Below are 25,786 nucleotides of genomic sequence, written 5' to 3' on the forward strand. Positions count from 1 at the left end.
CCGTTCTTATTTCGCTCCCGTTGCTAATTTTCGAGCTTTCTCTGGCAGGAAAGAAAATTTATGAATGATGCCGAAACCAAGGGTTTCTACCCAAGAATCATATTTATCCGAACGGTAGGCAAAGCTTTGATCTGGATAGTACAGTGCAATGCTGGTCGGCTGACGATTGAACAGCTCCTGCAGCTCGAAGGAAATCTTTTTGCGCTTTTCTACATCCGCTTCAGCCATCCATCTGGCTGTTATGGAATCCATCTCTGGATAAGCAAGACCCTTTGTCCATAAATACCCTGAACGGTGAGACATAATGAATTGATCCGGATCAGCTACGCCATGCGGTCCGATGCTGCTAATGTACATATCGAATTTTTTGGATTGTGACAAGGTACCTATGGTTCCCGAATCCAATACCTCGACCGTAGTCTTGATCCCCGCCTTGGCAAACTGCTGTTTCAATAATTCAGCCGAACGAATCCATGTTGGTTCCGTTGAAGCTACATTGACTTTGAAATCAAGCAGTTTTCCATCAGCACCCTCTCTTACTCCATCACCATCACGATCCATATAATTGAGTTTATCCAGGACCGACTTCGCCTTCTCTAAATCGAAAGGTGTGCTCAGATTCGGATTGGTCCACGGAGAATCCGGGTGCGGATAGCCTTTGAGACCTGGCTTACCTTGACCCAGCAATACGGTATCCGTAATTGTTTTACGGTCAACAGCCAAAGAAATCGCTTGTCTAAGCTCTGGTTGATTAAACGGTTCTTTCTCATAGTTAATACGAATCTCGGCCAACGACAGCTCTGATGTTTTCATAACCTTCATATTAGGTGCCTTCTTGAACGATTCAAGTAATTCTGGCGGAACACTTCTTGCGGCAATGTCAATTTCACCGGAACGCAATGCATTGAACATTGAGGTCGGGTCTTTAATAATCGGCATAACCAGAGTATTTACCAAAGGCTTGCCATTAAAGAAATCCGGGTTCGCTTCGAATTTATAATATTGATCGGGCTTGTACTCAACCAGCTTGTAAGGTCCTGTTCCAATCGGTAGTTCTGTGAACTTACGTGCATTCTCGACCTTTTCCCAAATATGCTTAGGAATAATTGGCAGGTCTGCAAGTGTGATCTTCGCCAAGGTCGGGCAAGGATACGCGCAGGTCATACGTACCGTGTTTGCATCTTCCAATTCGATCTTTTCCACTCGAGGTACTTCGCTCACATGATGCGTATATCGGTTAGAGGGGCCATCCCTGAAATATTCAAATGTAAATTTAACATCCTCGGCTGTGAACGGCACGCCATCATGCCATTTAACACCTGAACGAACCTTCACAACCCAAGTAAGTGGGTCAAGCTGCTTAGCCGATTCGGCCAGCCATGGTTGTGGGTCGTCTACATAAGGAGAAGGGGCAAATAGCTTATCGAGCACAAGCTCTGTTAAATAGTCATAATTACTAGATCCGGTATAGAAGTTCAGCGGTCCTGCATCACCTGGTAGACCGATCTTTAATTCTTGAACCGTCTTTTCCGTTGATGCTGTCGCATTACTTGGTTGTGCTGCGCCCGAGTCAACAGCAGCTGGTGTACTCGACGAATTCGTGCAGCCTGCCAGCATAATGGCCGTACCAATCATGCATGTCAGTAGTCGTCTGGATAACTTGCGTGTAATCAACTGGATAACCCCCATTTAATGGTTTATGAAATTCTTTTTATCTATAAGCTGAGTGTTTTTAACAAGGATTTGGTTTATGAAATTCGTTTGACAGTCAGCAGTTCGTCCTGTGATAGTTCCAGGGCACGATTACAAAGTGACAGCTTCATTTCGGTGAAGGTTTCTGTATCCTGCTCCGTCATTGTGCCTTCACGCCCTTTTTTCAAATAATCATAAAAGGCAAGCGGTAAAAAGCCATCACGAAGCGACACCTCGACGGATTTGCCATCTGTGCTGGAAATCACGTACGCATAACCTTGAGCACGGTGCGGGTCATATTGGGCTTGCGGGTAATTGACATCAACCGTATAGGCACCACGAGTTACTGCCCGTGTCACAAATTCGAAGGCATCGCGAAATCCAGGTCCACCATGTCCCGACAGGATTGAAATTTCTTTACGCTGCGGCGCATCCTCGCCATACAATTCCTTGAAAGCTGCCTGCAAGCTTCTAAATCCAACGGCTACCGCCATGAGCGCTATGTTACCGTGGTATTTTCTTACTTCCGGGAAACCAATTTCCAATAATTCCTTGCCGTCTTTTATGTAGATTGTGGACATAAATGAGCCTCCTGAATAATGATTATTTGTATGCTGCAAACCGATAGTAACCCAAATGATAATGAATATCAATATCAATCATAAGGTCGACTGACCCCATTACCCGATAATAACGCTGTTTATCAGCATTTGTTGGCTATCATTTAATTTTCTGATTCATAACCAAACAATTCTTATAGAACGAATTCGGAACAATAAAAAACGCTCTTCTCTAAAGAGCGCTCCGTGTCGCATGAAAGTATCGTTCCACATCCTTGCAAAAAGCGATTTCTGCTGGGGTCAGCTTGGCCTGCTTACGCACTACAAAACCATTTGTCCTCTTTAGATTCAAGGAAGCTACCGTCCTGACCTCAAGCTCACCGTTTTTCTCATCGCCCGCAACTGTCGTATAGGGAAGAAAAGCTAAGCCCAACTGAGATTTCACAGCTCTCTTGATCATTTCAAAATTACTCATTTGTAGAAAACGCACCTTAACCTGATGCTTCTCCATTTGCTCGGCAATGTATTGCTGCAAGTATGGGCTTTGCGGGAGCAGTATCGTTTGATTTTGTAAATCCCTGCAGTAAATAACCTTTCTAAGGGCCCACGGATGACCTGCTGGAAGAATGAGCAAAAAATCATCCTCAAAAAGCACCGAGATGTCGTATTGACTATGTATATATTCATCCTTTGCATAGATCGGCATGAACGCAATGTTCGTTCTTCCCTCACGAAGACAACGTACCAAATCCTCATAGCAATGTGTATAGACTTCAAGTAATTGCTTTGGAAAAGCAACATGAAAATGCTTCAAAATGTCCGTAAAAAAATACCCGGCAATATAATTGCTTACATAAACAGACAGAATCAATTCCTGTTGGGAAACATTTTTGATCTTGATCGATGCTTCATCAACCAGCTCGGTCATGAGCTTCGCATAATTAAGTAAAATCTCGCCTTGCTTGGTCAGCTGTACAGTTTTACCTGATCGGTGGAACAATGTCGTTTTGAACATTTCCTCCAACTGCTGGATATGGTTGCTGATCGTTGGCTGGGAGCAATACAGACGTTTGGCTGTTTCCGTAAAAGAACTGCAATCAGCGAGAACAATGAAAGTTTCGATTTTTTCTAATATTTTCAGATTTATACACCTCGATGTGGTAGAAAAACTGCAAAACTACTTCTTACTGATAAAGATTATCATTATCACATAATAGAGTCAATAGATATCCAGATCATTATCCGATATACCCCAAAAAAGAAAAGTTCATTCGAAGCTTATACAGAATAAGGAGGTGCTTACTTGATGGATAATGCCAAACAAAAGCTGCATAGCCGTCTGGAACAATGGAAAACAGCCGCCACTCAACTCATATCCGGCTCCGAGGACAAACAAGAAGCCACCATTCTCGACCTTGATCCTGTTCTGTTGGACAAGTGTCATGATGAGGCAGAGCAGCAGCAAACAACGGTAAGTGCCGTTATTAATCATATTTTGCAACAACATTGGGCGCAGGCACAATCTGTTCCCCTACAGATCATATCCATTCAGCAGCTGGAGCGTAATCCCCTGCTCTATCTGGATCAATTAACAAGCCGGGAATTTAATCGTTATGGAGGTGAGGCGTATGCCGAGGAGTGAAGAAATAGATTATCGGCAGGCTGTTTTTTTGGATCAGACCGCACTGACTTCCCTAATGGATGAACAACAAACCCACTATAGTCGGGCAAGAGCGCTTTTTCTTGACCTTGATGATTTGGAACGTCCTCTCATTACAACCAATTATGTGATATTTGATACCCATCAGTGGCTGCGAAATCGCTGCAGCTTTGATCATGCACAATTTTTCATCGATATTGTCGATCAGTGTGTAGCCAAAGGTGTCCTCAAAGTGATACCCGGTAGCCCTGAACTTGAGCAAGAATCCAAGCAGCTCATTGGAAGCTGTCCCGAGCTTCGCCTGTCCTTAAGTGAGGCACTAACGGCTGTCGTTATGCTATCTTATCAAGTAAAACGTATTTTCACATTTAATCCGAACCATGCTTTTCTCCCAAAGCTGGATACCGATATCAAAGTGATGCCGAGCGGAGTGTAGATGGTGTGCAGCAGCAAATTGACTTATAAATAAACCGGAGTTCCGCTTATCGGAGCTGCGGTTTTTTACTATTTCTTCTATTATATGTGTAATCTAGTTAGTCATGAATAATCAGGGAAAGGATGCGGAAATATAGATTTAGTTACAAACAGTTCATTCGAAGGAGGATTGGAATGAAGAAATGTTTAGGCTGTCTGACCCTTCTATTATGTTTCCATATGTCAACCGTTTCAGCAAGTGAAATCAAAAGTCCTTCCATTCAGATTCAGGAATCTGATCAGGAGCAAATTCAGCCCCTATCAAGAGGCAGAGGAGGCAGCTATCGTTCACCCTCTGGATCATTTTCAGGAGGTAATAGAGCTACCCCAGGAAATGGGTATACGACCGGACCAAGGTCCCCTTCCTCCAATGTAACACGCAATCCAAGAAATCAACCGGGTCAACAAGCGAATCCAACAAGTCGCTGGGGTGGTTTCTTAGGCGGTCTTGCAACTGGAGCCATCATTGGACATTTATTGAATCCTTTCGGTTTTGGTGGTGGTGGAGGCGGTTTTTCGCTCATTGGGATTCTTTTTTGGGGCGTTATTATCTACTTCGGCTATAGATGGTTTAAAAAATTCAGGGAGAAAAACAGATGAAAATTATTTTTAATGAGCAGGATCTCATCGATTCTACCTGTGTATTTGGCGCCAGTACCTACAATGAGGTTATTGAAGATATTCAAGCCGAATTACATCACGAGGAAGGAAAAGGAATTACAGCAACACTGCATGCGTCCAAAAGTCAAAAGTCCTATCAGCTCTCGGAGCAGGATATTATAGATGCCACGGCCATTTACTTGGAGGAGTATCATCATTTTGACCCTAATCAACTACTGATTCAGTTATTTTATGAGGAGGAAACCGGATTCTCAGCAGAGATCGAAAGTCATTAAAAAAGAATGCTGACGTGAAACATACGCCGGCATTCTTTTTTAATTATTTAAACCACAACCCTATAAGTTTATCAGGATTTAATCATATCGTGATCAACATAACGCTCACCGTTGATTTCACTAATGACATTAATCGCTACCTTCGCGCCATCACCAGCAGTAATTATAGTATGCACACTCACGCCTGCTGCTGTTCCCGCTGCCCAGATACCTTCAACTGAAGTTTTGCCTTCCGGTGTAGTCGCATATATCGTTTTGATGCGAGGTTCAGTTGCCGGTTTGGTTTCAATCCCGATTTGCTGCGCAAGGTCGGTAAGTACACCCGTTGCCAGAATGAGATGCTTGCCCTCATAGTGCGCGCCTTCGATCTCGACTTGAAAGCCGTCTGCAGCTTTGGCGATTTTAATGGCTTTACCAGTAATAAATTCGGCTCCGAACTTGGCAGCCTGTTTTTTCCCTAATTCAATCAGGTCCGGTCCAGCTATTTCCAAAACACCATAGTGATTTTCAACCCAGGCACGTTTGGTAATACTTTGATCATTGTCAATAACCAATGTTTTCTTCCCTGCTTTAGCCGCGAATAACGCCGCACTCGACCCTGCCGGACCTGCTCCAATTACAATAATATCGTACATACTGAACTTCTCCCTTCAATTGTTATTCCTATTATTTCCACAGTTGCCTCTATAGCTTGTCGGTAATTTCTATGCTACACAAAGCTCCATTTAAAGTCAAAACTCGTTTGATCTTTATTTCTTATAAACGCTGTCATAGGCTTTTTGGTAAATTTTCATATATTGCGGCAGATTCAAACCATCAAGCCCTTTCACATAGGCATCCCAGTCATTATTGAGATTTTTGCGGCCAATAATAAACTCGACCATCGACGTTTTGACATAGGCATTGATCGTTGTCCTCAGCTGATTCGCTGCATCGGCATCCTGAGGGTCCATGAAGATGCTTATCGGATACATCTCTTTCGGTTGGTACTTCTCATACTTTTGCGTTGCCAAATACAGCCGATATTCATAGCCGCCATTTCCGAGTGGATCCTGAGGTACGGCAAACGATTCCCGATAATCACGCGTCCGCAACGACGAACCCATCTGGCTCCAGTGCTCATTTTGCTGTTGAATCGAATCAAATTCCGGTGCCGTTATATATTTGGCCGGACGTCCGCGAACATCCTTCTCCTCTGGCTTGGCTTTGGACCACCATTTTCCTTCCGGTCCAAATATCGATAACAAAGCAGCTTCTTCCGTATACATATAATCGGCGAGCTTCATGGCTGCTATCGCTTTTTCCTTCGACGCTTTGTTTGTAATGGCAAACGTCCCGTTACCAACCCCTGCAAAATACCCGCTCAGCTGTACACCATCCGGCCCTTTGAGTGGCGGAACCGCATCATAATCCTTATGCCGTGTTTTACCGGGAGCCGTATCGACGACCATCCCGATATGCCCCGCCGTATATGAGCCAAGGATCGCCGTATCGGGATTATTGCCCAGCTGCTTCAAGCCATCCTGATTTTGTGTAAATGAAGCTTGATCGATCAGACCCTCCTTATATAGACGGTTCATATATTCCAAACCCTTTTTCCATTCTGGCTTATTGGGTGCAAAATCCACCTTGCCATCCTTCATCGTAAAATAATCCGCTGAATTGTTATAAATAAATGCCGACATCAGAAATCCGTCAATATTGCCATGCCATGTAGCCGGATCACCTGCGCCGCTAAGCGGAATTTCGTCTGCTTTGCCATTGCCGTTAGGGTCCTTCTCTTTGAAGGCCTTCAATACTTGATAATATTCCTCAGTCGTGGTTGGCATGCTTAAACCGAGCTTTTCCAGCCACTTGGTATTGATCCACATCTTTTGTGCATACCAGCAATGATAACATTCGTTAATCTGCGGAATCGAGTATATTTTACCGTCCGGCGCCGTAATCCCCTTTTGTAAATAAGGGATGTCCTTGAACGCTCTTTTTACGTTAGGCGCATATTGATCGATCAGGTCGTTCAGTGGAATAAATACACCCTGCTGCCCATACTTCAGCTGCTCAGCCTGCGTCAAATTTCCATCCAAAAACAGCTCCGGATAATCACCGCTTGCCAGCAGCAGTTGTTTTTTGTCATTCAGGCCGGCATTGGGAACAACCTCCCATTTGAACTTGATATTCAATTTGTTCTCGACATATTTGCTGAATGTATTCGTCTCCAAATTTTCCACATCCGCCCGCTGTCCACTGAACACAGACAAAGTTATCGGGGCATTGCCATCCTTGGGCACCGCTTCCTTATCCCCCTCTAGATTGCCGCTGCAAGCCGTAACGAGCAGCATCAAGCTTAGAGCCCATGCACAGCCTGCCATGATTGTTTTGTTCATAACAACGCTCCCTCATATCAATTTATCCCTTAAGGGACCCGATCATAATACCTTTGACAAAATGCTTTTGAATAAAAGGATACAAAATCAGCACAGGCAAGCTGGATATAACGATCAAGGAAAACTTTAGCAAATCCTTTAGACCTTCTCTAACAGCCATTTGATTGGCATCGATCATCATCGAAGAAGCGTCAATGTTGTTCAGAATCAAAATATTGCGCAATATGATTTGCAGCGGAAACAGATTGGAGGATTTGAGGAAAATTAGCGCGTCAAAATAAGCATTCCAATGGCCCACTGCATACATCAGCACCAATACAGCGATAATCGGCTTCGATAAGGGAAGCACGACCCTCAACAAAAATTGTAGATCACTGCAACCGTCAAGCTCTGCAGCCTCATACAATTCCTCCGGTATCGTCGTTTGAAAAAAAGTTCTGGCAATAATCACCTGCCACACCGCCATTGCCTGCGGCAGCAGCATCGCCCATGGTGTATTGAGAATCCCTACACTTTTCACCGTCATATAGTAGGGAATCAGCCCGCCGTTAAACAGCATCGTAATGACCAGCAGCACCATGATCACATTCCGGCCCTTAAAATCCTTTCTTGCTAATGGATACGCGAGCATTACCGTTAAAATAATGTTAATACAGACGCCGGCGATCGTATACAAGGCGGAATTGCGGTAGCCGATCATAATTTGCGGGTTTTTGAACGCAGCCTCATAGCCAGCCAGACTAAAATCAACCGGAAACAGCCACACTCTTCCCGAAACTACCGCCTGCGGAGAACTGAAGGAGGAGCTTACAATGTATACAAGCGGGTACAGTACACTTACAAGAACAGCCCCCAGGAATACATAAATACAAGCCAGAAAAAGCTTATCCACATGGGATTCACGAATTGCATTCGATTTGGACATGGTCTCAGGCCTCCTCTACCATAGGCTGGTTTCGGAACTTTTTCGGGCGATGAAGTTCACAAACAGCAGCAAAATCAGGTTAATTACTGAATTGAACAAGCCGATTGCTGCAGAGAAGCTAAAGTTGGCGCCGATCAAGCCGATTTTGTAAACATAAGTAGATATCACTTCGGACGTACCGGTATTCAGCGGATTTTGCAGCAGAAATACTTTTTCAAATCCGACATTCATTAATTGACCGACGTTTAGAATAAGCAAAATGACCGCCGCGGGCATGATTCCGGGAATATCGATATTGAATATTTTTTGCAGGCGCGATGCCCCGTCCACCTTAGCCGCCTCATACAATTGCGGATTGATTCCTGCCAGTGCAGCCATGTAAATGATTGCACCATAGCCGGTATGCTGCCATACATCTGACCACACATAAATGTGTCTGAACAGCTCCGGCAGCCCGAGAATATTCACGGATTCCATATCAAGCGCTTTCAATACACTGCCAGCAAAACCTACCCGTGGAGATAAAAAGATAATAATCATGGAAACCATTACCACTGTAGAAATAAAATAAGGCGCATAGGTGACCATTTGAACCGTTTTTTTGAACAGACCCTGCCGAAGCTCATTGAGTGCCAGAGCCAATATAATCGGAGCTGGAAACCCCACTAGCAAAGCATAGAGATTTAAAAACAATGTATTTTGGATCAGAACCGGAAAATTCGGTGATTGAAAAAACTGCTCGAAGTGCTTCAACCCCACCCACGGGCTCCCCAACATTCCCTTAACTACGTTGTAATCCTTGAAAGCAATTTGGGCGCCAAACATTGGGATGTACTTGAAGATGATCAGGTACAGCAGCGGAAGAATGACGATTAGATACAGTTGCCAGTGTCTTTTAATGGAAAGCTCCCCCTCCCAAACCCTCCCCTGGGGGAGGGCCCCAAAGGGCTTGGCCCTCTGGACTCCCTTGGTGGTATGCGATACTGTGTGCGGATTAGCCCGCTCCGTCCCTTACGGGACGCGCTTTACTTTTAGTGTGATGCTGGTGGTGAGGCTGTGTGCGGTTTGGCCCGCTCCGTCCCTTACAGGACGCGCTTTACTTTTGGTGTCACGCTGGTGGCGAGACTGTGTGTTTTCGGGGACGCATTGTCCCTTTGGGACTCGCTGTTTCTTTGTTGGTTCTACAGCGTTGGTACGGCATTTTACTTTTGGTGTGATGCTGGTGATGAGACTGTGTGTTATCGGTGACGCATTGTCCCTTTGGGACTCGCTGGTGGGGTTGGCCTCCTTTGCTTGATTTTAAATTTTACAAAAGTTGGGATCGCAATGCTTATTCTCAATTTAGAGGTCCGTTGGTCATAGATCAACAATCCATTTTCCTGTGGGCAAACTGTTTTCTTTTGCAAGGACAACGGCTGCTGCAAGCGATTTTCGCAGACCATACTTAATTCGTATCATTTGATTTATGTGTAGCTGGAGATATGCATTATGTGGTCTTCTTAATATTGAACGACGGTTATTTACGTCAGGTTTTATATCATGAGACAACAAGTAGTTGTGGACGAGGTTCTTGTTAACGAATGGTTTGCTGTATTGAGAAGCGCGGAAGTAAAAGCTGTTCCTGCAAGAAATAATTTGAAAAAGCTCATTTATAAGCACTTTTCACCTTGCGATAATCTCCGGGTGATACACCCGAATGTTTTTTAAACACTCGGCGAAATGAGATCGAGTTGGCATACCCTACCTTTTCGGAAATATCCTGAATAGGCCAGTCGGTCTCACACAGCCATTGCTGTGCTTGTCGCATACGAATTTGGGTCAGAAAATCGATAAATTTTTCCCCGAACTCTTCTTTAAATACATAGCTGATATATTTACCATTCATGCGAAACTGCTGTCCCAGATGGTCAAGCGATAGCTCCGGATTCATAAAGTTCTGCTCAATATATTGTTTAAGCTCCCTAAGTAACTCATGAAGCTGTGCACGATTATGGAATGCCTCCACACGCTGAAACCAACTATTCAGAACCTCGGTAAACTGCTCTTGGATTTCTTCCAACGTTTCGAACTGATGCATTGCCTGTTCTAGTCTCTCCAGCTCTCCTTCCTCCATCCAGCTGCCGGTCTTCGGCATTTTGCTCAGTTCCTTTTTTAAAGAGCAGATCAAATCATTCAACACGATCAGAATAAATTCTCTGGAGAGCATATCTTTTTTCATTTCGCAAAAAATGGTTTCCAGGCACTGCTGCCATTTTTCTTGATATATACCAAAGCTTTCAATCATTTTAAGCAGAAGCTGAACATATTTGAGTCGATCCTCCTGGGAGTGAAGCTCCAAATCCTTTTGTAGAATAATTCGATTATGACCAAGCACGGCCTTATATTGCAACGATCTCAACGCTGCTTTGTAGGAATGCACAATATCAACAGGCTGCTCTGCTATCGTACCCAATGCCATCGTGACCGTGTATTTGAGGTTAGCTTTTAACCAAGTCTGAACTTGCTCACAGGCAGCAAAAATCAGATCGTTCGTCGCTTCCTCCTTATTCGGCCTGCTTACAATGGCACTGAGCTGGTGATCTGACGTCCATTCAATCCAAACCGGTATCCTATGGCTATCCATCACCTCCTTGAAAGCGCTTGCCATTACGAATTTAATCAAATATTGATCGTGTTCGCTATAAGCCTGAATAAAATCAGTGCTCCGATCAATCTCTGCGACAATAACGAGCTGTTGCTCAAACGTATCGCTCATCTGGAGTCTGCGCATTTGAGTGCTCCATTCAGGCAGCTGAATTTTCGGTGCGCCTCTCAGCAATTCGTGGAAAAACAATTTTTTACGCACTCGCAGCTCATCCTCATACTGCTGGGCTATCCGATTGGATTGCTCCATCAAGCTTCCCAAAGCGGTGCCAATCACCTTAAATTCATCTATCTTATCTCCACCTATAATCGGTTTCATCGGATGCGAATAGGCATGAATACGGGAGAGCAGCTCGTCGATCGGCTTATAGTTTTTACGTGTGACATATAAGATCGAAATCATGCCGAGTGTAAAAGCTATGATTCCCAGAACGATCCAGAATCCCGAAACTGTAGAGGCCACACTGATCAGCGTCCCCGCCATCAAGCCGCTGCGTATGACCCAGCCAGTGTATGTAGAGGCTTCGGCCGAGATCATCTGGTTGTCCTCTATTTGTGAATCCAGACTGTGACCGTCATCGAACAGCAGCTCCCCATTCCGGTCGAACAAACTTACAAACCGAAATGAGTTATGATACAGCTCCAACACTTTTTTCTGCAGCTGGGCCGTACTCACATTGACGACAAGCACACCCTTTTCTACATTAGATGGGGAATGGCGAACCAGACTGACAACAGATTTGGTATCCATCCTTACAAACTCTCGAAATTTACGCAAATTTGACCATTGATTCGGATAGGCATCCCGTTTCATTTGATCAACAAAAGCAGCGTCCGTAAAGCTTTCTCTGCCATTCAGAATATTGCCGTTATACACAAACTGGTCATGGTAACGCACCAGATAGATCGAATCAATCAACGGATTCATCTGCTTCAAATTTTTAATCTTGTCGGCAATTTTGTAGTTCAACAGCACGTCGCCAGAATCCGTTTCTTCAAAAAACTGCTTGAACAGCTCATTATTCAACAGTTCATTAATAACCAAATAATCAATGGATTGCAGAGTGGCGTCAATATAGTACAATACCTGCCGGGTAAATACCTGGTTAGCCATAGACAGGTCCTTCTTGTTTTGCTCTGCCAGTGTCTGGAAAAATACGAAAAATAAAAAGCAGACAACAATCATAAACATCGGAATATACGACCATAACATCCGCTGGTACCACACTTTTTTCATTCGCAACCCCACCTTTGGGTACATTTGGTAATTCAATTATAAGACGAATGAATCGAACATTTAATGGTCAATAAGAACCTATTGTTGCACAATACAAATAACTTGCAATTCTTAGCGGTTTACCTTTAAACTAATGTCACTTATACGCAGCAAGAAAAGGAGTTCCACAATTATGAACTGGCGATCACCCTACGTGTTATTAATTTTGGCGACCTGTCTGTGGGGCGGGAATTTTGTTGTTGGAAAAGTGCTTGTGGCGGATATCCCCCCCATTCTATTAGCCACATTGCGCTGGTGTATTGCGTTAATCGTAATAACCCCCATATATGCCAAGGAAGCCTGGAAACATCGCGCCCTATTTTTAGAAAAATGGAAAATGCTCACGTTCCTATCACTAACCGGAGTTGCAGGCTTTAATACGCTTGTATATATTGCTGTGCAATATACGAGCTCGATCAACGCGGCGGTTATGAATGCGGCTACACCTATTTTGATTATTATGGTTTCGTGGGTGATGTTGAAAGAGCCAATCAGCTTGAAAACCATACCGGGCATAGGTCTATCCATGTTGGGTGTGCTGTGGATGATCACCCGCGGCAGCTGGGATGTACTTGTCAGTCTTTCCTTTAATAAAGGTGATCTATGGATGCTTGCAGCGATTTTATGCTGGGCGTTATACTCCGTCGGAATGCGGCGATCTGCCAAACAGGTTCCGGCTCAAGCATTATTTGTATATACAATTATCATTTCTGTCGCACTGCTAATTCCTCTTTCTGTTGTTGAGGTCTTGCTCGTTAAGCCTGTACTGCATATTTCACTTGGTATCGGCTCAGGTATCGTCTATATTGGGGTATTCGCTTCCTTAGTCGCATTCTCGGCGTGGAATCAATCGATTGCGCTCATCGGACCAGCCCGCTGTGCCGGATTCCTCAATCTCATTCCCTTATTCAGTACCATCTTTGCTACAGCCTTTACCGGAGAAAGTATTCACATCTACCATTTTGTAGGAGCTGCACTGATCCTCACAGGCATTTATACCGCTAATCGCAGGCAGAAGCTCAAGCAGTCCGCTCCGTGATCGCTCTCTACTTCTAAGGCTTATCTAGACTTTTATCAAATTCATAATTATACTAAATTTAAACCAAATGGTGCATTTATCCACGTCAAGGGGTTGAACGAAATGATGAAATCTAGTGCTTGGGAAAGCTTGATTTATGCGGAGTCAGAGCAGGAGCAGGCTGATTATCAGCAAATGGTGCACAACGGAGGCTATTCCGCTTTTCATCAATTATTGGAGGGGATCAAGCACAAGCTGAAGTTTATGCAGGATGCGGAGATTGAACAGGTTATAGGCTGGCTTGATAAAGGGCAGCGTTTATTTCCCGAGCCCGGCGTATTCAGTCCTTCCTGGCTTCACATCTGGGATGAGTTGAGACAGATCGTAATCATTAAATCCGATATTATGGCCAGGATTCCACTAACCGACCGAGCAGGTGAATGGCAAATTCTGATCGATAATCCGCTCTCTATTCAGGAAATTGTTTGCCATCCCGCCTTAAGCTTTGATGAGGCTGCTTATTTGTACAGCTATTTCCGACCAGGACTAGAGAAAAATGAGTATATCCGGCTGCAAAAAATTATTTCCCTGATCACCGATGTTGGCGATTGAAAGCGCTAACTATATGATATATTTGCTTAATCTGTTGATTCTTGGAGTGAACTGGAACTAAAATGTCGAAGCTCGTACTGTTTTATCGAGTTGTGCGCTTACCCGGGAAATAATCAGTAATTGCACAAAAATAACCCCCGATTTCCTGAAATGGAATCGGGGGTTGTGTGTATTTCATAGCTTACTTAACCAAGCTCATGTTCAGCCTGCGATTTCTTCCAGATCCAAGTCAAAGCCGCAGCTACAAAGCCAAGGATGCCTGCAAAATAAAATCCACTATTCAGACCACCAAATTCATTAAGCCATCCAGCCATAAAGGGCCCGGCAAACATTCCGGTTGCGTAAACAGCTTGATAAAATCCCATCGCTGTTGCACGCTTCTCCGGCTGGATATGCTGAATAACGAGCCCCAGCAATAAAGGAAAATGAAGACCCTGAAAAAAACCGTTAAATATTTGTGTAATGAGCAGCATAGAAAAATTGTTAACCAAAGGCATCACCACAGTGCATAAAGCACTGCATACAAATGCAACCGCTACTACCTGCCAAGACCCAAATCTGGGTGCGAGTACTCTCCCCGATAAGAAGGAGGTCATCGCGTGTGGTATCATAAAAGCAAATACGAGCAAGGTTAAATCAAACTTATTGGCTCCAAGAGCAATGGCAAGCGAAGGTGTAAAGCCAAACATCGTAATAAACAGCACACTATGTGCCAATATCGACAGCATAGAAACCTTTAATAGAAGAGGCTCCTTCATCACCTGAAGCAAGCCGCTCAGCCGAATCGGCTGCAGCGCAATACTTTGCTTCGGTTCACGAATGGCTACGCTCACCAGCAAGCCGGCTATACCGATAAAGCTCCCTGCCCAGAAGGTAGCACTCCATCCCCATTCCTCAACCAAATAACCGCTGATACTCATCCCCAGCAGCTGCCCAGCTGCCGTCAACAAGCTGATTAGCCCCATTGCTCTCGTCATATGCTCTTGCCTGAAATAACTTGCATATAGTACGGTAAAAGCCGCCCAGGTGGAAGCACCGATCCCGGACATGATCCTTCCGGCAAGCGCCCAGCCCATATGCTCACCCCAAGCAAAACAAAGGCAGCTTAGCGAGGTCGCCAGCATCCCGAGCATCATAAAAGGCTTTCGCGCCTTCAACCGGTCAGAAGCAATCCCAAGTGGCAAGCGAAGCACAATTTGCACAAGACCATAACTTCCCAATACCAATCCGGCAAAACTGTAGGATGCGCCCAAGTGCTCTAAATAAGGTGACAGAATCGGGACGTACGTGTACAGTGATGCCCAAAAGGATACCGTAACCACAATAAAAATAATATGCTGTGCCCTGGAAGGCGTCGTGCTGTTCAAGGTGCTCATGCTGGTTCTCCTAATAGCAATTACAAACTCAATTCCAAAATTTCATGAACTGCATCCGCGTCCAGGCTTTTGAACGAACCAACCGAACCAAAACGAACGGTTTCTTTGGACATCCGATCAAGCTCTTTTCCGTTAATTTTCAAGTCGCCAAGAGTTGCAGGTGCACCAATTCTTGTGAAGTAATCGCGTGTCGCTTGAATACCTGCGAGTGCAATTTCCTCATCGGTCTTGCCTGCCGGATCAACCTGCCACACACGTACGGCAAATTGAACGAAACGATCAAGACGTGCGTTAAATACATATTTCATCCAGTTAGGGAATACGATTGACAAGCCCTCTGCATGCGCAATATCATAAATAGCACTGATTTCATGCTCGATCATGTGTGTCGACCAATCGTTTTGCATACCGACGCTGATCATACCACCGTTCAGTGCATAGGTTCCGCAGAGCATCAGGTTCGCCCGTGCCTCATAGTTGTCAGGCTGTTTCAGTGCAATTTCCCCATTCTCGATAACGGTTTGCAGAATGGACTCACACAACCGCTCCTGAAGTGGCGTGTTGGTTGTTGGAGAAAAATATTGCTCGAAGACATGAGACATCGTGTCGACAATCCCATTGACCGTTTGGTTGGCAGGCACTGAATACGTCAAGGTCGGGTCCAGAATGCTGAATTTCGGATAAGCATGAATACTTCCGAAAGATTTTTTAAGATTTTCTTCCCAGTTAGTAATAACGGAATTACCGTTCATTTCCGAGCCTGTCGCTGAAAGAGTTAAAATGGTTCCGAGTGGCAAAGCTGATGTGATTTGAGCTTTGTGCATCAGAAAATCCCATACATCCCCTTCATAAGGAACACCCACAGCAACCGCTTTGGCTGCATCAAGAACACTTCCGCCGCCTACGGCTAATATAAAGTCAAGTGAATGCTCGCGGCACAGCTCAATGCCTTTGCGGACTGTTGATACACGAGGATTTGGCTCTACCCCGGATAGTTCATGTACGACGGCTCCGATTTGCTGCAACTGCTGCTGAACCTGATCATATAACCCATTGGCTTTGATACTACCGCCGCCATATACCAATAGTACTCTTTTTCCATATTCGGCCAACTGCTCGCCAAGCTTGTTTACAGTACCAGCTCCAAATATAATACGAGTTGGATTCTGAAATTGAAAGGAATTCATTAGTACGCCTCCGCTTCTATGTATGCATCCTGTGCATCCGTATATTCTTTATTGGTTCCAAATCATTATATCCTTAAGATCTTCATTTTAAAATAACTGACCGCAGCTTTATCAACTTACCTGAGGGTAACTATAGCAATTAACATTTCTATCTATCTTGTCCAAGAGACACATTCCAACACTCTACATGCCACCGAATTGAAACCATAATGAGTCCCAGATCGCTCTTACCTGGCTGCCCAAGGGAGTTACAAAGGCATTCCATAGCAGGACCAGCGTGAGCGTGATACACACATTTTCCACCAGAAAGCCGCTGAACTTGCCTGTACTCATCATTGGAATCCTGAGCTTCCACTTGAATGGAGGAATCGGCTGTATACCATGCTTCGTTAACATATCACAGAGCAAATGCAGCGTGTAAGAAACTGCACCTGCTATCCACAATGGAATGGCCAACTGAACAGAGGCTGCATAGAGTAAACCTCCCCAGATTAAAATTCCATAAATCGAGTGTGTCAAGCCGCGGTGCGGAAGCACAGAGCAAACCATAAGCAGCGCTCCGACTGAAGCCAGCCACGGACCGCCATCAGCGCCCAGATACAGCAGCAAACCACCAAGAGCAGCCATCAGCAATTGACGAAACAAGCGATGGTTGGCCAAACAAATCGCGATTAACAAGATCCCGATCCCATAACTGTATGGAAGAAAAAAGGATTGCAGGTAAGCATACACGGTCCACCCTACCCCGATAGCTGCGAGCAGCCACTTCAATTTCAAGATCAAGGAATTGGGAACCGTCTTTTGCAACAATAGGCTGTTAGGTTCATCAATATCAGGAAGCAGTGAGCTGATCAATGCAACGGCAAAGCCCGGCAGTGTAACCCCCTGTCCAATTAGCTGCATAACGGACATAGTAACTCCTGTGCTTACAATCAGATGGGTACGTCCCGTCATAACATTCGTACGCTTCCTTTCAATAACATGATGTGCATAATGCATGTAGCTCTTGCTATTATAACATGTTTCCACCTTTTATGCGAACACATGTTCATATAATTCCATGCAACAATAGTTGAGCTAATAAATCAAATTGGTGTTAATAATTCTCAGGCTGTTTTAGATTGTTGTATAAGGTTTATATATTTCTTAGAAGAACATTACAATATAAAAGAGGAGCTAATCCTATGAAAACGTCATCTAAAGCAAACAGCAGCAAATTATTAGAGCAATTGGAAGCAGTCGATTTTGCCTTAGTCGACATGATTTTATATTTGGACTCACATCCCCAGGATGCAAATGCATTAACCCAGCATGATGAATTGTGTGAACAACGCAAAGAAATACGCAACCAATTGGCAATTGCGAATGGTGCTGTTTATAAATATGAACCCACCCGTAAATTGGAATGGCCGTGGGGCCAATCTCCCTGGACATGGTAACTATCGTCCAAACCATAGAAATACGGTCACTGATTAACATAGCTAAATAGCGACATCCCTCTCCCATAATAGACATCATTAAGCAACCATTACCACAAGCTTCACGTTAGCTTTATTCATTGTTTAGTTTATGTCGTTAACTTCTACCCTGTTTGCATTGTATAAGTATACCCTGAGCTCATTGGCTACGTCGCCATTGCTCAGGGTATTCATGCTGCTATTCACCAAGCTCCATAACCATAAAAAAAACGGCCCTTGAAGCAGATATCTGCATCAAGAGCCGGCTGAGTAAAGTCTATGTTATTGTTTAAAGGTAGCAATCAACCGTTTGGCGACTCCAGTTGGAGTAGTGATGTCCTCATAAATGTGAAGAGTCAACGGATAATCGAGCTGCTCAGACTTGATATCGGTAAAGGTGATCGTCTGTGTTCCGTTGATTAATTTACCTGTACCCTGCAGCTGCTGAGTCGTACTTCCCAAGACTCGATCCCTGCCGTCTACAAGCTCGAATTCCATTTGAGCGAATGTATTATCGACAATAACCTCTGCAGCCTTTTGGATATCAAGACTCAGTTTAAGCTTATACGTATAAGCGTTGGAGCTGAACACCGATGACAAGTTCCACTCTTCAATATTTACTGTGTACGGGTAGAATGATAGCTTCTTACTCACTGCAGTGGGATCATCCTCACCTGCTTGATTGACTGCCACCTTGTAATCGGCGATAGGCAGCTTTAATTTCAATGAATTGGAGCTGTCCAGAATACTCAACTTAAAGTTTCCTTGTGCCGATGGCGGCAGCATGTACGAATAACTGTATACATAAGCTGAATCCGGAATCAACTGCGTGAGAGATGTTGTTTGACGTGTTCCCGGGAAGATAGTTCCCGAGCTATCTGTTAAAGTCGTGTCAAACGTTGGCAATGCCAGCGTGTCATTACTTTTGTTCAAAAATTTAAATTTGGCAATGACGGTCTGATAACCATTGTCAGCGTTGGTATGCCCATTCAACTCCACCATGGAAACTTCCAGATTATTATCAATGACATGGCTGCCAGTAGAGAAAGTGAATGGCTGTCCCAACTCATACTGTGGAATGGAGTTCAGATTGGAAGCAGCAGCAAGCCCTTCTTGCAAACTAACTATCGCTATTGGCAACGAACTTGTAATCGATGAAGTGCTATTCGATTGAGAAGCCGACGACGAGTTAGATGAATTGTTAGATGAAGAATTACTGTTTGTTGTCGTGTTCGTGGCAGCACCGGTTGTTGATGAATTTGTTGTCGACGAGTTAGTCGTCGAGGCTCCGGTTGAACCTGATGTGTTCGTATTGGTTGAATTCGATGCAGATGAGTTGTTGGATGTGGAAGCAGTTCCCGTTCCTGAAACCTTGCCGGTATCGGATACCAGGAATTGAAGCTTATCTGCTGCTATCCCTTCTGGCAATACAACTGCGAATCGGTAAATACCGGATTCTCCAGGCGCAATATATGCCTCTGGCGAGACAACGGTCTCTGCACTCACAGATAGCGCTGCATCACTGGAGATTAATGTGCCTAATAATGAAGGTGTCTGCAAGGTGCTCTTGCTATCGTTGTGAATAACAGCAGTAACTAATGCCCCTTTTTTAGTGGAGATCAACTGTTCCTCCGCTTTTTGCAGCTCCAATGTAACACCTGTCCGGCCTTGAACAAGGTAAGGAGTACGATCACCCATTTTAACTAGTTGAAATATGGAAGACAACGATAGTTTGCCAAATGATTTAATACCGGTATTATCGAGCGAAAGCTCCAATGACATTTTATCGGTAACCGGTACAGTATCCGTTGTGGCAGTTAACAATACATGCTTGGTTTGACCTGCATTAATGGTGCTGCCGTCTATAGCATTGGATGCCAGTACCATGGTTCTGCCTTGACCATCACGAAGCAAATATTTTAATCCTGAGGGCAGTGTAATGGTCTCCGATCCTGTCGGAGTTACAGCTGCGTCTATCAGAATGGTCCATTTCCCATCCTGAGGTACGGTAATCGCCTTGATCGCCTCGATGGATACATACGAGCTTGTGGTCAACGAGGTGTCTACCTCAGCCAGATTCAGCAGCAGTTGCTGAGCCTGCTCACCTAACGAATCTGCATTCGCTACAGAAAGGGAGCCTACATCCTGTGTACTGGAACCGCTGCGCTGAAATACGGTAACCTTTAAATCACTTGTTTGGAGTGACCCGGGAATCGTTGATACATAATAGTAGCCTGCCGCAGTGTGCGGTGAAACCAGGGCATCAGCCGCTTGACTCATTTGTGCATAATAGCTGCCACCTGCGGTTGAGGTCACTTTAATTCCGTACTGATTAAAATCAACTACAGTGTCGCCATCATTGTTAAGCTTGACATTGAATCGCATCATCTGTGAGTCAGCACCTTTGGAAATTGAAACCTCTTCAAGCGTAAAATAAACCGAATTGTTAATAAACACGCCTTCTTTACCCGCATAAGTAATCACAGTAGACCATGAGTAGAATATCAAGCAAAGTATCGATACGATAAGAACCGCAATGCGCCCCTTATGTAACAGCTTCCCGTCAGGTAATTGAACAACCATGTTGTAATTCCTCCTTAGAGTTTGCAAAGCAAACTTTTCTTCGTAAGCATCAACTGAGTTTGCGTAGCAAACTTTTCTTCGTAAGCGTCATCTGAGTACTTTCTTCTTTGTATAAATTAATCGGTACGTAAAGCGTCGATCGGCCGAAGCTTGGAAGCTTTATTCGCAGGATACAAGCCGAAAATGACACCGACCAGAACCGAGAACAAAAATGCATACAAGCTGATATCAAAAGAAACAACCGTTAACTGCTCAGGATTAAAATAAGGCAATAACTTAGCAAGAGTAACACCTAAGGCAAGTCCGATTATCCCACCCAATCCACTGATTACGACAGCCTCAAAAAGAAATTGCAGCAAAATGTTGCGACGCTTGGCACCGATTGATTTACGGATACCTATTTCTCTCGTACGCTCACTCACCGTAACCAGCATAATGTTCATAATCCCTATGCCCCCAACCAAGAGGGAGATACAAGCGACACTGACCAGTTGGCTCGTTAACGTGTTCGAGGCTTCTGTACTTGCTGATAATAGCTGGTCTTGATTCGTAAACCGAAAACCGTTGGCGTTTTTAAACTTATAGGTCAGGAATGAAGTCAAGGTCGCCTGTGCTTTGGTAATGTCATCTTTCGTAGTCGCTTCAACATATGTCGTCCTTATAGCGCCAAGGTTCAGCTGACGTTGCGCTGTAGTGAGCGGAACGATTGCAGAGGTGTCCGCAGAAGCCCCGCCAATCGTGGAGCCCTTCGCATTCAGCACACCTACGACTGTGAACTGAAAGCCATTGATATTAATCTGTTTATCCAACGGATCGACATTTCCAAACAGCTCCTTGGCAACCGTTGTGCCGAGAACAGCTACATTCGTTCGCAGATCCAGATCGGATTCCGTGATAAAACGTCCTTCTTTAAGTGAAGCCTTCAAAATGGTCATGTACCTTTCATTGGACCCCATGACCGTATAAGAGTCTTGCGTTGTGTTGTATTTGATATTGATGTTGGAAGTAACGGTTGGGGCCATCGCGCTGATCTCAGGAAATTGTTCAAAGGTCATGATTTCCTGATAATCCAGCTGTGTGGCACGGCCCGTATTCAATAAATTCACCACCAGCAGGTTCGTACCCATATTTTCGTATTGCTTGGCGATCTGAGCAGATGTTCCTTGCCCGATCGCTACCAGTGTCACCACAGAGCTGACACCTATAATAACACCCAGCATCGTAAGTAATGTTCGCATCCAGCTGGCACTCACGGTTTTGAGCGCCATCCGCAGCAATTCCGTAATTCTCATAGTGTTGCCTCCAGCGCCTTCACTTGTCGCAACTCAGGCTCGTTCTCCATATCACTGACAATTAATCCATCTCTTATGGTGACAATGCGCTTCGCATTCTCGGCAATATGCAGATCATGGGTAATCAATACGATCGTGTTACCCATTTCATTTAAATGCAGCATCAATTCCAGTACCTCTTGCCCGGTCTTGGAATCCAGAGCTCCGGTAGGCTCATCCGCCAGCAGCAAGGAAGGACCAATGGCCAAGGCACGGGCAACGGCTACCCGCTGCTGCTGCCCACCCGATAATTCGCTTGGACGGTGATGTGAACGTTGTGCCATACCGAGCAGTTCCAGCGTCTGCATCCCTTTTTCTCTACGCTCTTTTTTGGAGATACCGGCGTAAATCATTGGTAGCTCCACATTTTCAATAGCTGTCAGCCGCGGCAGCAGATTAAATTGTTGAAAGATAAAACCGATTTTACGGTTCCGTAAACCCGCCAATTCATCGTCCTTCATCTTTTCTGTGGCAATTCCATCGAGATTGTACGATCCGGAGGTAGGCACATCCAGCAAACCGATCATATTCATTAAGGTCGATTTACCCGATCCGCTGGGACCAACAATTGCCACAAATTCGCCGATACCGACGGAAAGTGAAATATCTTTTAAAATGTGAAGCTCTTCAATTCCACGAAAATAGGTTTTTCTAATTTGCGTCAGTTCGATCATTTTCATTGGTTATCACCGTCCCTTCGAACTATAATCATCGGCCGCCTCCGCCAGCTGGGAATCCTCCGCCTGGGAAACCACCACCAGCACCGCCACCTGCAGCTCCTCCGGTATTTCCGTTTCTCACGCCTTGCTGGTACTGATTTCTCAAAGCGTCGGTTTCCGTTTGGGAAAGCTTCCGCTGCGCACCTGATGCCTGATTGACAAGCACATCTCCAGCAGCCAAACCATCCGTAATTTCAATGAGTGTGGAGCTGTTTGCACCGATTTTCACTTCATGCTCGGCCTCAATCGTTCCGTCTGCCTTTTTCAAAGAAACTGTCTTTTTACCGTTGCGTGTTTTCACGTTCTCTACAGGTACAACAAGCACATCTTTCTTGTCTTCAACGAGAATATCAGCCGTCGCGGTCATCGTGTACTTAAGCTCTGAAGCATTGTTCAATGTCACAACAGCTGTATAAAAGGTTACGCCATTCGTAACCGTACCTACAGTGGATACCTGTGTTACCTCGCCAGTGAAGACTTTGCCTGCGATGGCATCCACCTTAACCTCTGCCTTCTGGCCTACCTTGATTTTGGGAAGATCCAGCTCATCTACCTTGACCGGAAGCTGCAGTGTATTCAGATTGGCTACTGCACCCAGCTGTACATTGCTGGCTATCGTGGTTCCAACCGGGTAGGAAGCCAGCACGTTTTTCTTCTGATCGACAAAATCGGTCGAGAATACACCGTCAAAAGGCGCATAAACCTTCAGCTTTTCCAGCTGATCCTCCAAATCCTTAATACTTTTCAGGGATTGTGTAATTTGATTTTGTTTATTGGTAATATCCTTTTGCAAGGTATCACTCACAATCGTACTAATCAAATCCCCTTTATTAACCATTTGGTTTTCTTTGATTGCCATTTGATCTATGTTACCCGAAACGCCAGCCATCACGTTCACCGAGGTTTTATATTGCAGCGCGGCTTGTACTTTGGATTCCAGCTTCAACCCGTCGACGGTAATGGCACCTTTTACATTTTGTCCGGCATCCATAGTCCCATCGTTGTCCACGCGAATGTTCACATCAATCAGATGATTACCTTTGGCATCCGACTTAACGGATTGGGATACGGACGTTACAACGCCTGACTTGGTCAGCATATAGCCATCTATGGTCAACTGGATCAAATCACCCGCTTTAATTTGCCCAGCTTCCTCCTGAAGAAATGGGAGAGCCGCTGTTAACGTATCGATACTCGCAATCGTGGCAATCTTGGTCGTTTTGGATACGCCGGCTCCCTCGCTGGCCGTTGTCGCCAAAATTAATTTGCCGCTAGCGGGTGCATAGGTTTTCAAGGCTCCTGCCTGCGTCTGTAAATCCTGCATATCCGACTCATATCCACTTAATGTAAGTCTTGCTGAATCCAGCTTTTCATCCAGACTCGAATCGGACACCTCCAGCAGCAAATCGCCTTTTTTCACGGTTTGATTTCTGGTCAGATTGAGGGTTTTGATCATGCCTTCCTTGGGAGGGACAATTGTCTGCTGATCCTGCGGCTCCAGCTGAGCCGTACCAGAAATCGCTGTTCGCACATTTCCTTTTTTCACCGTGTAGGTTGTTTGCTGCACAGCTACCTGCTTCGTTCCGAGCAGCGTATCCTTTTTTAAATAGGCGTATGTACCGCCACCGCATACCAATATTGCCGCCAATGTGATAATAATCACTTTTTTCTTGTTCATGAAGCTGCCTCCCTAACTGCTAATGATAATAATCAACATTAATTTCATTCCATTTGGAACCAAGTGAAGCTTTATCCCCATAATAATGAAGCTTGCTGTGCTCATCGATCGATAATACTTCACAATAGGCGGCGTGCTGAGCTATCAGTGACAATCCTTTTTCCGAACCGAGCTTCGCTATAGCCTGCGCCCAGATTCCACATTCAACCGGGTCCATTCCGGTAACCGTACACTGATTCCAGTATATGGCATCCGGGTCCTGCGTCGAATAGGTGGCGATGGCTCCTTCGGAAAGGGAAACTGTTGCAATCAGCCCCTTTGTTTGCCCGGGTTTATTAATCCCGATTACCCAAGGATCAAAGCTGTCAACAGGGCGGCCCCATACCTTATAGGACTCACCGACACGAAGCAGACCCTGCTTGAGCTTCATCCGGTGCTGAAACATATCGGCTAATCGCAATAAAATCCAGTTCTGAACAATGCCTTGCAGTTCCAGAGTCGTTTCTTCCGGAAGACGTACCGATTTGGAATCCGAATCGAGAGAAAGCTGAAGATGTGAATTCGATGACGAACTCACCAACGGGTTGTACGTATTATGGGTCGCTTTCCGGTACGTTTCAGTGAGAGCCAAAATCTCCATCATTTGATCCGAAACCTTGCAGCGTTCCCCAGACAGCGTATTTAAATGGTTTAATTCACTATGAGGATAGTCTCGGCAAAATCGCAATTCAGTGTCCCTGAACCATTCCACCGCTAGTCTTTCAATAACTGCGATTTCCTGTGATTCGGCCCAAATCATAATGTCTACATTCGTATTCAAAGCGTGAAAATGAAACCGATGAAACATTTCTGAAAAGCGATTTGATGTGCTGGCTATCATAAACCTTCACCTCTTCTCTCTGCTAAGCCTTGCTGATATGTTCATTATGAAGGGCATACCTGAAATGAACTTGATTATTGACTGAAAGATTGCTGAAGAGATTTAGGCTATTAACTAACCAAGCATTCAGCAAACATTCAGCTGGCGTTCAGAAAACTCCAATAACCCGACCAATTAAGGTCGGGGTCGTCTGTGCTTTTCATTAAATACGGATATCGCTTGATGTGACATTACTGCTCGCTGAATTTGATGCTGAAGAGCTTTGCGAAACAGAATAAATGCTCATATTTTCCCGTTTTGTTAAGAGAATCTTTCCCATGTCACTCAGTTTACTCTTCTTAAAGCCTATTAACCTGAGTGCCACCTGAAATCTACCTGAAAAATTGCTGAAGATTACATTTTCAACGTATTTTCAGTTAGCTTTCAGTGGCATTT

Annotated in this window: 23 protein-coding genes; 7 read left to right on the forward strand and 16 right to left on the reverse strand. The window is 44.7% G+C overall.

Annotation, left to right across the window (positions count from 1 at the left end; genetic code table 11):
* Positions 1–6 precede the first annotated feature (6 nt).
* From OB236_RS37255 to OB236_RS37265, 3 genes are all read right to left on the reverse strand, one after another.
* On the reverse strand, positions 7–1,674 hold the full coding sequence (locus tag OB236_RS37255) for an ABC transporter substrate-binding protein (protein WP_262688556.1): 1,668 nt from the start codon (positions 1,672–1,674) through the stop codon (positions 7–9).
* Between the two features lie 74 nt (positions 1,675–1,748).
* Positions 1,749–2,273 carry a hypothetical protein gene (locus OB236_RS37260; protein ID WP_262688557.1) on the reverse strand — a complete coding sequence of 175 codons (525 nt, stop codon included), beginning with the start codon at positions 2,271–2,273 and terminating at the stop codon, positions 1,749–1,751.
* A gap of 211 nt (positions 2,274–2,484) precedes the next feature.
* The gene (locus OB236_RS37265) at positions 2,485–3,399 is read right to left on the reverse strand and encodes a LysR family transcriptional regulator (protein ID WP_317259427.1); all 915 of its coding nucleotides are present in this window, start codon (positions 3,397–3,399) and stop codon (positions 2,485–2,487) included.
* A 159-nt stretch (positions 3,400–3,558) separates the two neighbouring features.
* On the opposite strand from OB236_RS37265, the gene OB236_RS37270 reads away from it, so the two are divergent.
* From OB236_RS37270 to OB236_RS37285, 4 genes are all read left to right on the forward strand, one after another.
* The gene (locus OB236_RS37270) at positions 3,559–3,894 is read left to right on the forward strand and encodes a hypothetical protein (protein ID WP_262688558.1); all 336 of its coding nucleotides are present in this window, start codon (positions 3,559–3,561) and stop codon (positions 3,892–3,894) included.
* Positions 3,881–4,348: a type II toxin-antitoxin system VapC family toxin gene (locus tag OB236_RS37275; RefSeq protein ID WP_262688559.1), complete on the forward strand. Its 468-nt coding sequence runs from the start codon at positions 3,881–3,883 to the stop codon at positions 4,346–4,348. The genes OB236_RS37270 and OB236_RS37275 overlap by 14 nt, the downstream gene beginning before the upstream one ends.
* Before the next feature lie 173 nt (positions 4,349–4,521).
* On the forward strand, positions 4,522–4,986 hold the full coding sequence (locus OB236_RS37280; RefSeq protein WP_262688560.1) for a hypothetical protein: 465 nt from the start codon (positions 4,522–4,524) through the stop codon (positions 4,984–4,986).
* Positions 4,983–5,282 carry a YxcD family protein gene (locus OB236_RS37285; protein WP_262688561.1) on the forward strand — a complete coding sequence of 100 codons (300 nt, stop codon included), beginning with the start codon at positions 4,983–4,985 and terminating at the stop codon, positions 5,280–5,282. The genes OB236_RS37280 and OB236_RS37285 overlap by 4 nt, the downstream gene beginning before the upstream one ends.
* Positions 5,283–5,353: 71 nt before the next feature.
* Here OB236_RS37285 and OB236_RS37290 read toward each other — a convergent pair whose 3' ends face one another.
* From OB236_RS37290 to OB236_RS37310, 5 genes are all read right to left on the reverse strand, one after another.
* A complete protein-coding gene (locus OB236_RS37290) occupies positions 5,354–5,917 on the reverse strand; it encodes an NAD(P)/FAD-dependent oxidoreductase (protein ID WP_262688562.1) in 564 nt (187 codons plus the stop codon).
* Between the two features lie 114 nt (positions 5,918–6,031).
* Entirely contained in the window at positions 6,032–7,666 is a 1,635-nt protein-coding gene (locus OB236_RS37295; protein WP_262688563.1) for an ABC transporter substrate-binding protein, read from the reverse strand.
* A 22-nt stretch (positions 7,667–7,688) separates the two neighbouring features.
* Positions 7,689–8,591, reverse strand: coding sequence for a carbohydrate ABC transporter permease (locus tag OB236_RS37300; protein WP_262688564.1), 903 nt, complete (start codon positions 8,589–8,591; stop codon positions 7,689–7,691).
* 15 nt (positions 8,592–8,606) lie between these two features.
* Positions 8,607–9,491 (reverse strand): ABC transporter permease, encoded by an 885-nt coding sequence (locus OB236_RS37305; RefSeq protein ID WP_262688812.1) that lies wholly within the window; start codon positions 9,489–9,491, stop codon positions 8,607–8,609.
* A gap of 745 nt (positions 9,492–10,236) precedes the next feature.
* Entirely contained in the window at positions 10,237–12,471 is a 2,235-nt protein-coding gene (locus tag OB236_RS37310) for a helix-turn-helix domain-containing protein (RefSeq protein WP_262688565.1), read from the reverse strand.
* Between the two features lie 172 nt (positions 12,472–12,643).
* Between OB236_RS37310 and OB236_RS37315 the strand changes: the two genes are divergently transcribed.
* On the forward strand, positions 12,644–13,549 hold the full coding sequence (locus OB236_RS37315) for a DMT family transporter (RefSeq protein WP_262688566.1): 906 nt from the start codon (positions 12,644–12,646) through the stop codon (positions 13,547–13,549).
* A 102-nt stretch (positions 13,550–13,651) separates the two neighbouring features.
* The gene (locus OB236_RS37320; RefSeq protein ID WP_262688567.1) at positions 13,652–14,140 is read left to right on the forward strand and encodes a hypothetical protein; all 489 of its coding nucleotides are present in this window, start codon (positions 13,652–13,654) and stop codon (positions 14,138–14,140) included.
* A gap of 185 nt (positions 14,141–14,325) precedes the next feature.
* Here OB236_RS37320 and OB236_RS37325 read toward each other — a convergent pair whose 3' ends face one another.
* From OB236_RS37325 to OB236_RS37335, 3 genes are all read right to left on the reverse strand, one after another.
* Positions 14,326–15,516, reverse strand: coding sequence for an MFS transporter (locus tag OB236_RS37325; protein WP_262688568.1), 1,191 nt, complete (start codon positions 15,514–15,516; stop codon positions 14,326–14,328).
* Between the two features lie 20 nt (positions 15,517–15,536).
* Positions 15,537–16,703, reverse strand: a complete 1,167-nt coding sequence (locus OB236_RS37330; protein WP_262688569.1) for an iron-containing alcohol dehydrogenase — start codon at positions 16,701–16,703, stop codon at positions 15,537–15,539.
* Positions 16,704–16,886: 183 nt separating this feature from the next.
* Positions 16,887–17,657, reverse strand: a complete 771-nt coding sequence (locus OB236_RS37335) for a metal-dependent hydrolase (protein WP_262688570.1) — start codon at positions 17,655–17,657, stop codon at positions 16,887–16,889.
* Positions 17,658–17,887: 230 nt separating this feature from the next.
* On the opposite strand from OB236_RS37335, the gene OB236_RS37340 reads away from it, so the two are divergent.
* Complete coding sequence (locus OB236_RS37340; protein ID WP_262688571.1) at positions 17,888–18,142, forward strand: spore coat protein CotJB; 255 nt, start codon at positions 17,888–17,890, stop codon at positions 18,140–18,142.
* Positions 18,143–18,442: 300 nt separating this feature from the next.
* On the opposite strand, the gene OB236_RS37345 is transcribed toward OB236_RS37340, so the two are convergent.
* The 5 genes from OB236_RS37345 to OB236_RS37365 all read right to left on the reverse strand — a co-directional run bounded on the left by OB236_RS37345 (position 18,443) and on the right by OB236_RS37365 (position 25,351).
* On the reverse strand, positions 18,443–20,743 hold the full coding sequence (locus OB236_RS37345; RefSeq protein ID WP_262688572.1) for a hypothetical protein: 2,301 nt from the start codon (positions 20,741–20,743) through the stop codon (positions 18,443–18,445).
* Positions 20,744–20,859: 116 nt separating this feature from the next.
* Positions 20,860–22,035: an ABC transporter permease gene (locus OB236_RS37350; protein WP_262688573.1), complete on the reverse strand. Its 1,176-nt coding sequence runs from the start codon at positions 22,033–22,035 to the stop codon at positions 20,860–20,862.
* Complete coding sequence (locus OB236_RS37355; RefSeq protein WP_076228657.1) at positions 22,032–22,754, reverse strand: ABC transporter ATP-binding protein; 723 nt, start codon at positions 22,752–22,754, stop codon at positions 22,032–22,034. Before OB236_RS37355 ends, OB236_RS37350 begins: the two co-directional genes overlap by 4 nt.
* A gap of 28 nt (positions 22,755–22,782) precedes the next feature.
* On the reverse strand, positions 22,783–24,471 hold the full coding sequence (locus tag OB236_RS37360; protein WP_076228656.1) for an HlyD family efflux transporter periplasmic adaptor subunit: 1,689 nt from the start codon (positions 24,469–24,471) through the stop codon (positions 22,783–22,785).
* 19 nt (positions 24,472–24,490) lie between these two features.
* On the reverse strand, positions 24,491–25,351 hold the full coding sequence (locus OB236_RS37365; RefSeq protein WP_076228655.1) for an FAD:protein FMN transferase: 861 nt from the start codon (positions 25,349–25,351) through the stop codon (positions 24,491–24,493).
* Positions 25,352–25,786: the final 435 nt, after the last annotated feature.

This window comes from Paenibacillus baimaensis, from assembly GCF_025567575.1.

Coding starts and splice junctions, on each gene's coding strand:
- OB236_RS37260 (WP_262688557.1), bottom strand. CDS start 2,273: ATGTCCACAATCTACATAAAAGACGGCAAGGAATTATTGGAAATTGGT.
- OB236_RS37270 (WP_262688558.1), top strand. CDS start 3,559: ATGGATAATGCCAAACAAAAGCTGCATAGCCGTCTGGAACAATGGAAA.
- OB236_RS37275 (WP_262688559.1), top strand. CDS start 3,881: ATGCCGAGGAGTGAAGAAATAGATTATCGGCAGGCTGTTTTTTTGGAT.
- OB236_RS37280 (WP_262688560.1), top strand. CDS start 4,522: ATGAAGAAATGTTTAGGCTGTCTGACCCTTCTATTATGTTTCCATATG.
- OB236_RS37285 (WP_262688561.1), top strand. CDS start 4,983: ATGAAAATTATTTTTAATGAGCAGGATCTCATCGATTCTACCTGTGTA.
- OB236_RS37290 (WP_262688562.1), bottom strand. CDS start 5,917: ATGTACGATATTATTGTAATTGGAGCAGGTCCGGCAGGGTCGAGTGCG.
- OB236_RS37295 (WP_262688563.1), bottom strand. CDS start 7,666: ATGAACAAAACAATCATGGCAGGCTGTGCATGGGCTCTAAGCTTGATG.
- OB236_RS37300 (WP_262688564.1), bottom strand. CDS start 8,591: ATGTCCAAATCGAATGCAATTCGTGAATCCCATGTGGATAAGCTTTTT.
- OB236_RS37310 (WP_262688565.1), bottom strand. CDS start 12,471: ATGAAAAAAGTGTGGTACCAGCGGATGTTATGGTCGTATATTCCGATG.
- OB236_RS37315 (WP_262688566.1), top strand. CDS start 12,644: ATGAACTGGCGATCACCCTACGTGTTATTAATTTTGGCGACCTGTCTG.
- OB236_RS37320 (WP_262688567.1), top strand. CDS start 13,652: ATGATGAAATCTAGTGCTTGGGAAAGCTTGATTTATGCGGAGTCAGAG.
- OB236_RS37325 (WP_262688568.1), bottom strand. CDS start 15,516: ATGAGCACCTTGAACAGCACGACGCCTTCCAGGGCACAGCATATTATT.
- OB236_RS37330 (WP_262688569.1), bottom strand. CDS start 16,703: ATGAATTCCTTTCAATTTCAGAATCCAACTCGTATTATATTTGGAGCT.
- OB236_RS37335 (WP_262688570.1), bottom strand. CDS start 17,657: ATGACGGGACGTACCCATCTGATTGTAAGCACAGGAGTTACTATGTCC.
- OB236_RS37340 (WP_262688571.1), top strand. CDS start 17,888: ATGAAAACGTCATCTAAAGCAAACAGCAGCAAATTATTAGAGCAATTG.
- OB236_RS37345 (WP_262688572.1), bottom strand. CDS start 20,743: ATGGTTGTTCAATTACCTGACGGGAAGCTGTTACATAAGGGGCGCATT.
- OB236_RS37350 (WP_262688573.1), bottom strand. CDS start 22,035: ATGAGAATTACGGAATTGCTGCGGATGGCGCTCAAAACCGTGAGTGCC.
- OB236_RS37355 (WP_076228657.1), bottom strand. CDS start 22,754: ATGAAAATGATCGAACTGACGCAAATTAGAAAAACCTATTTTCGTGGA.
- OB236_RS37360 (WP_076228656.1), bottom strand. CDS start 24,471: ATGAACAAGAAAAAAGTGATTATTATCACATTGGCGGCAATATTGGTA.
- OB236_RS37365 (WP_076228655.1), bottom strand. CDS start 25,351: ATGATAGCCAGCACATCAAATCGCTTTTCAGAAATGTTTCATCGGTTT.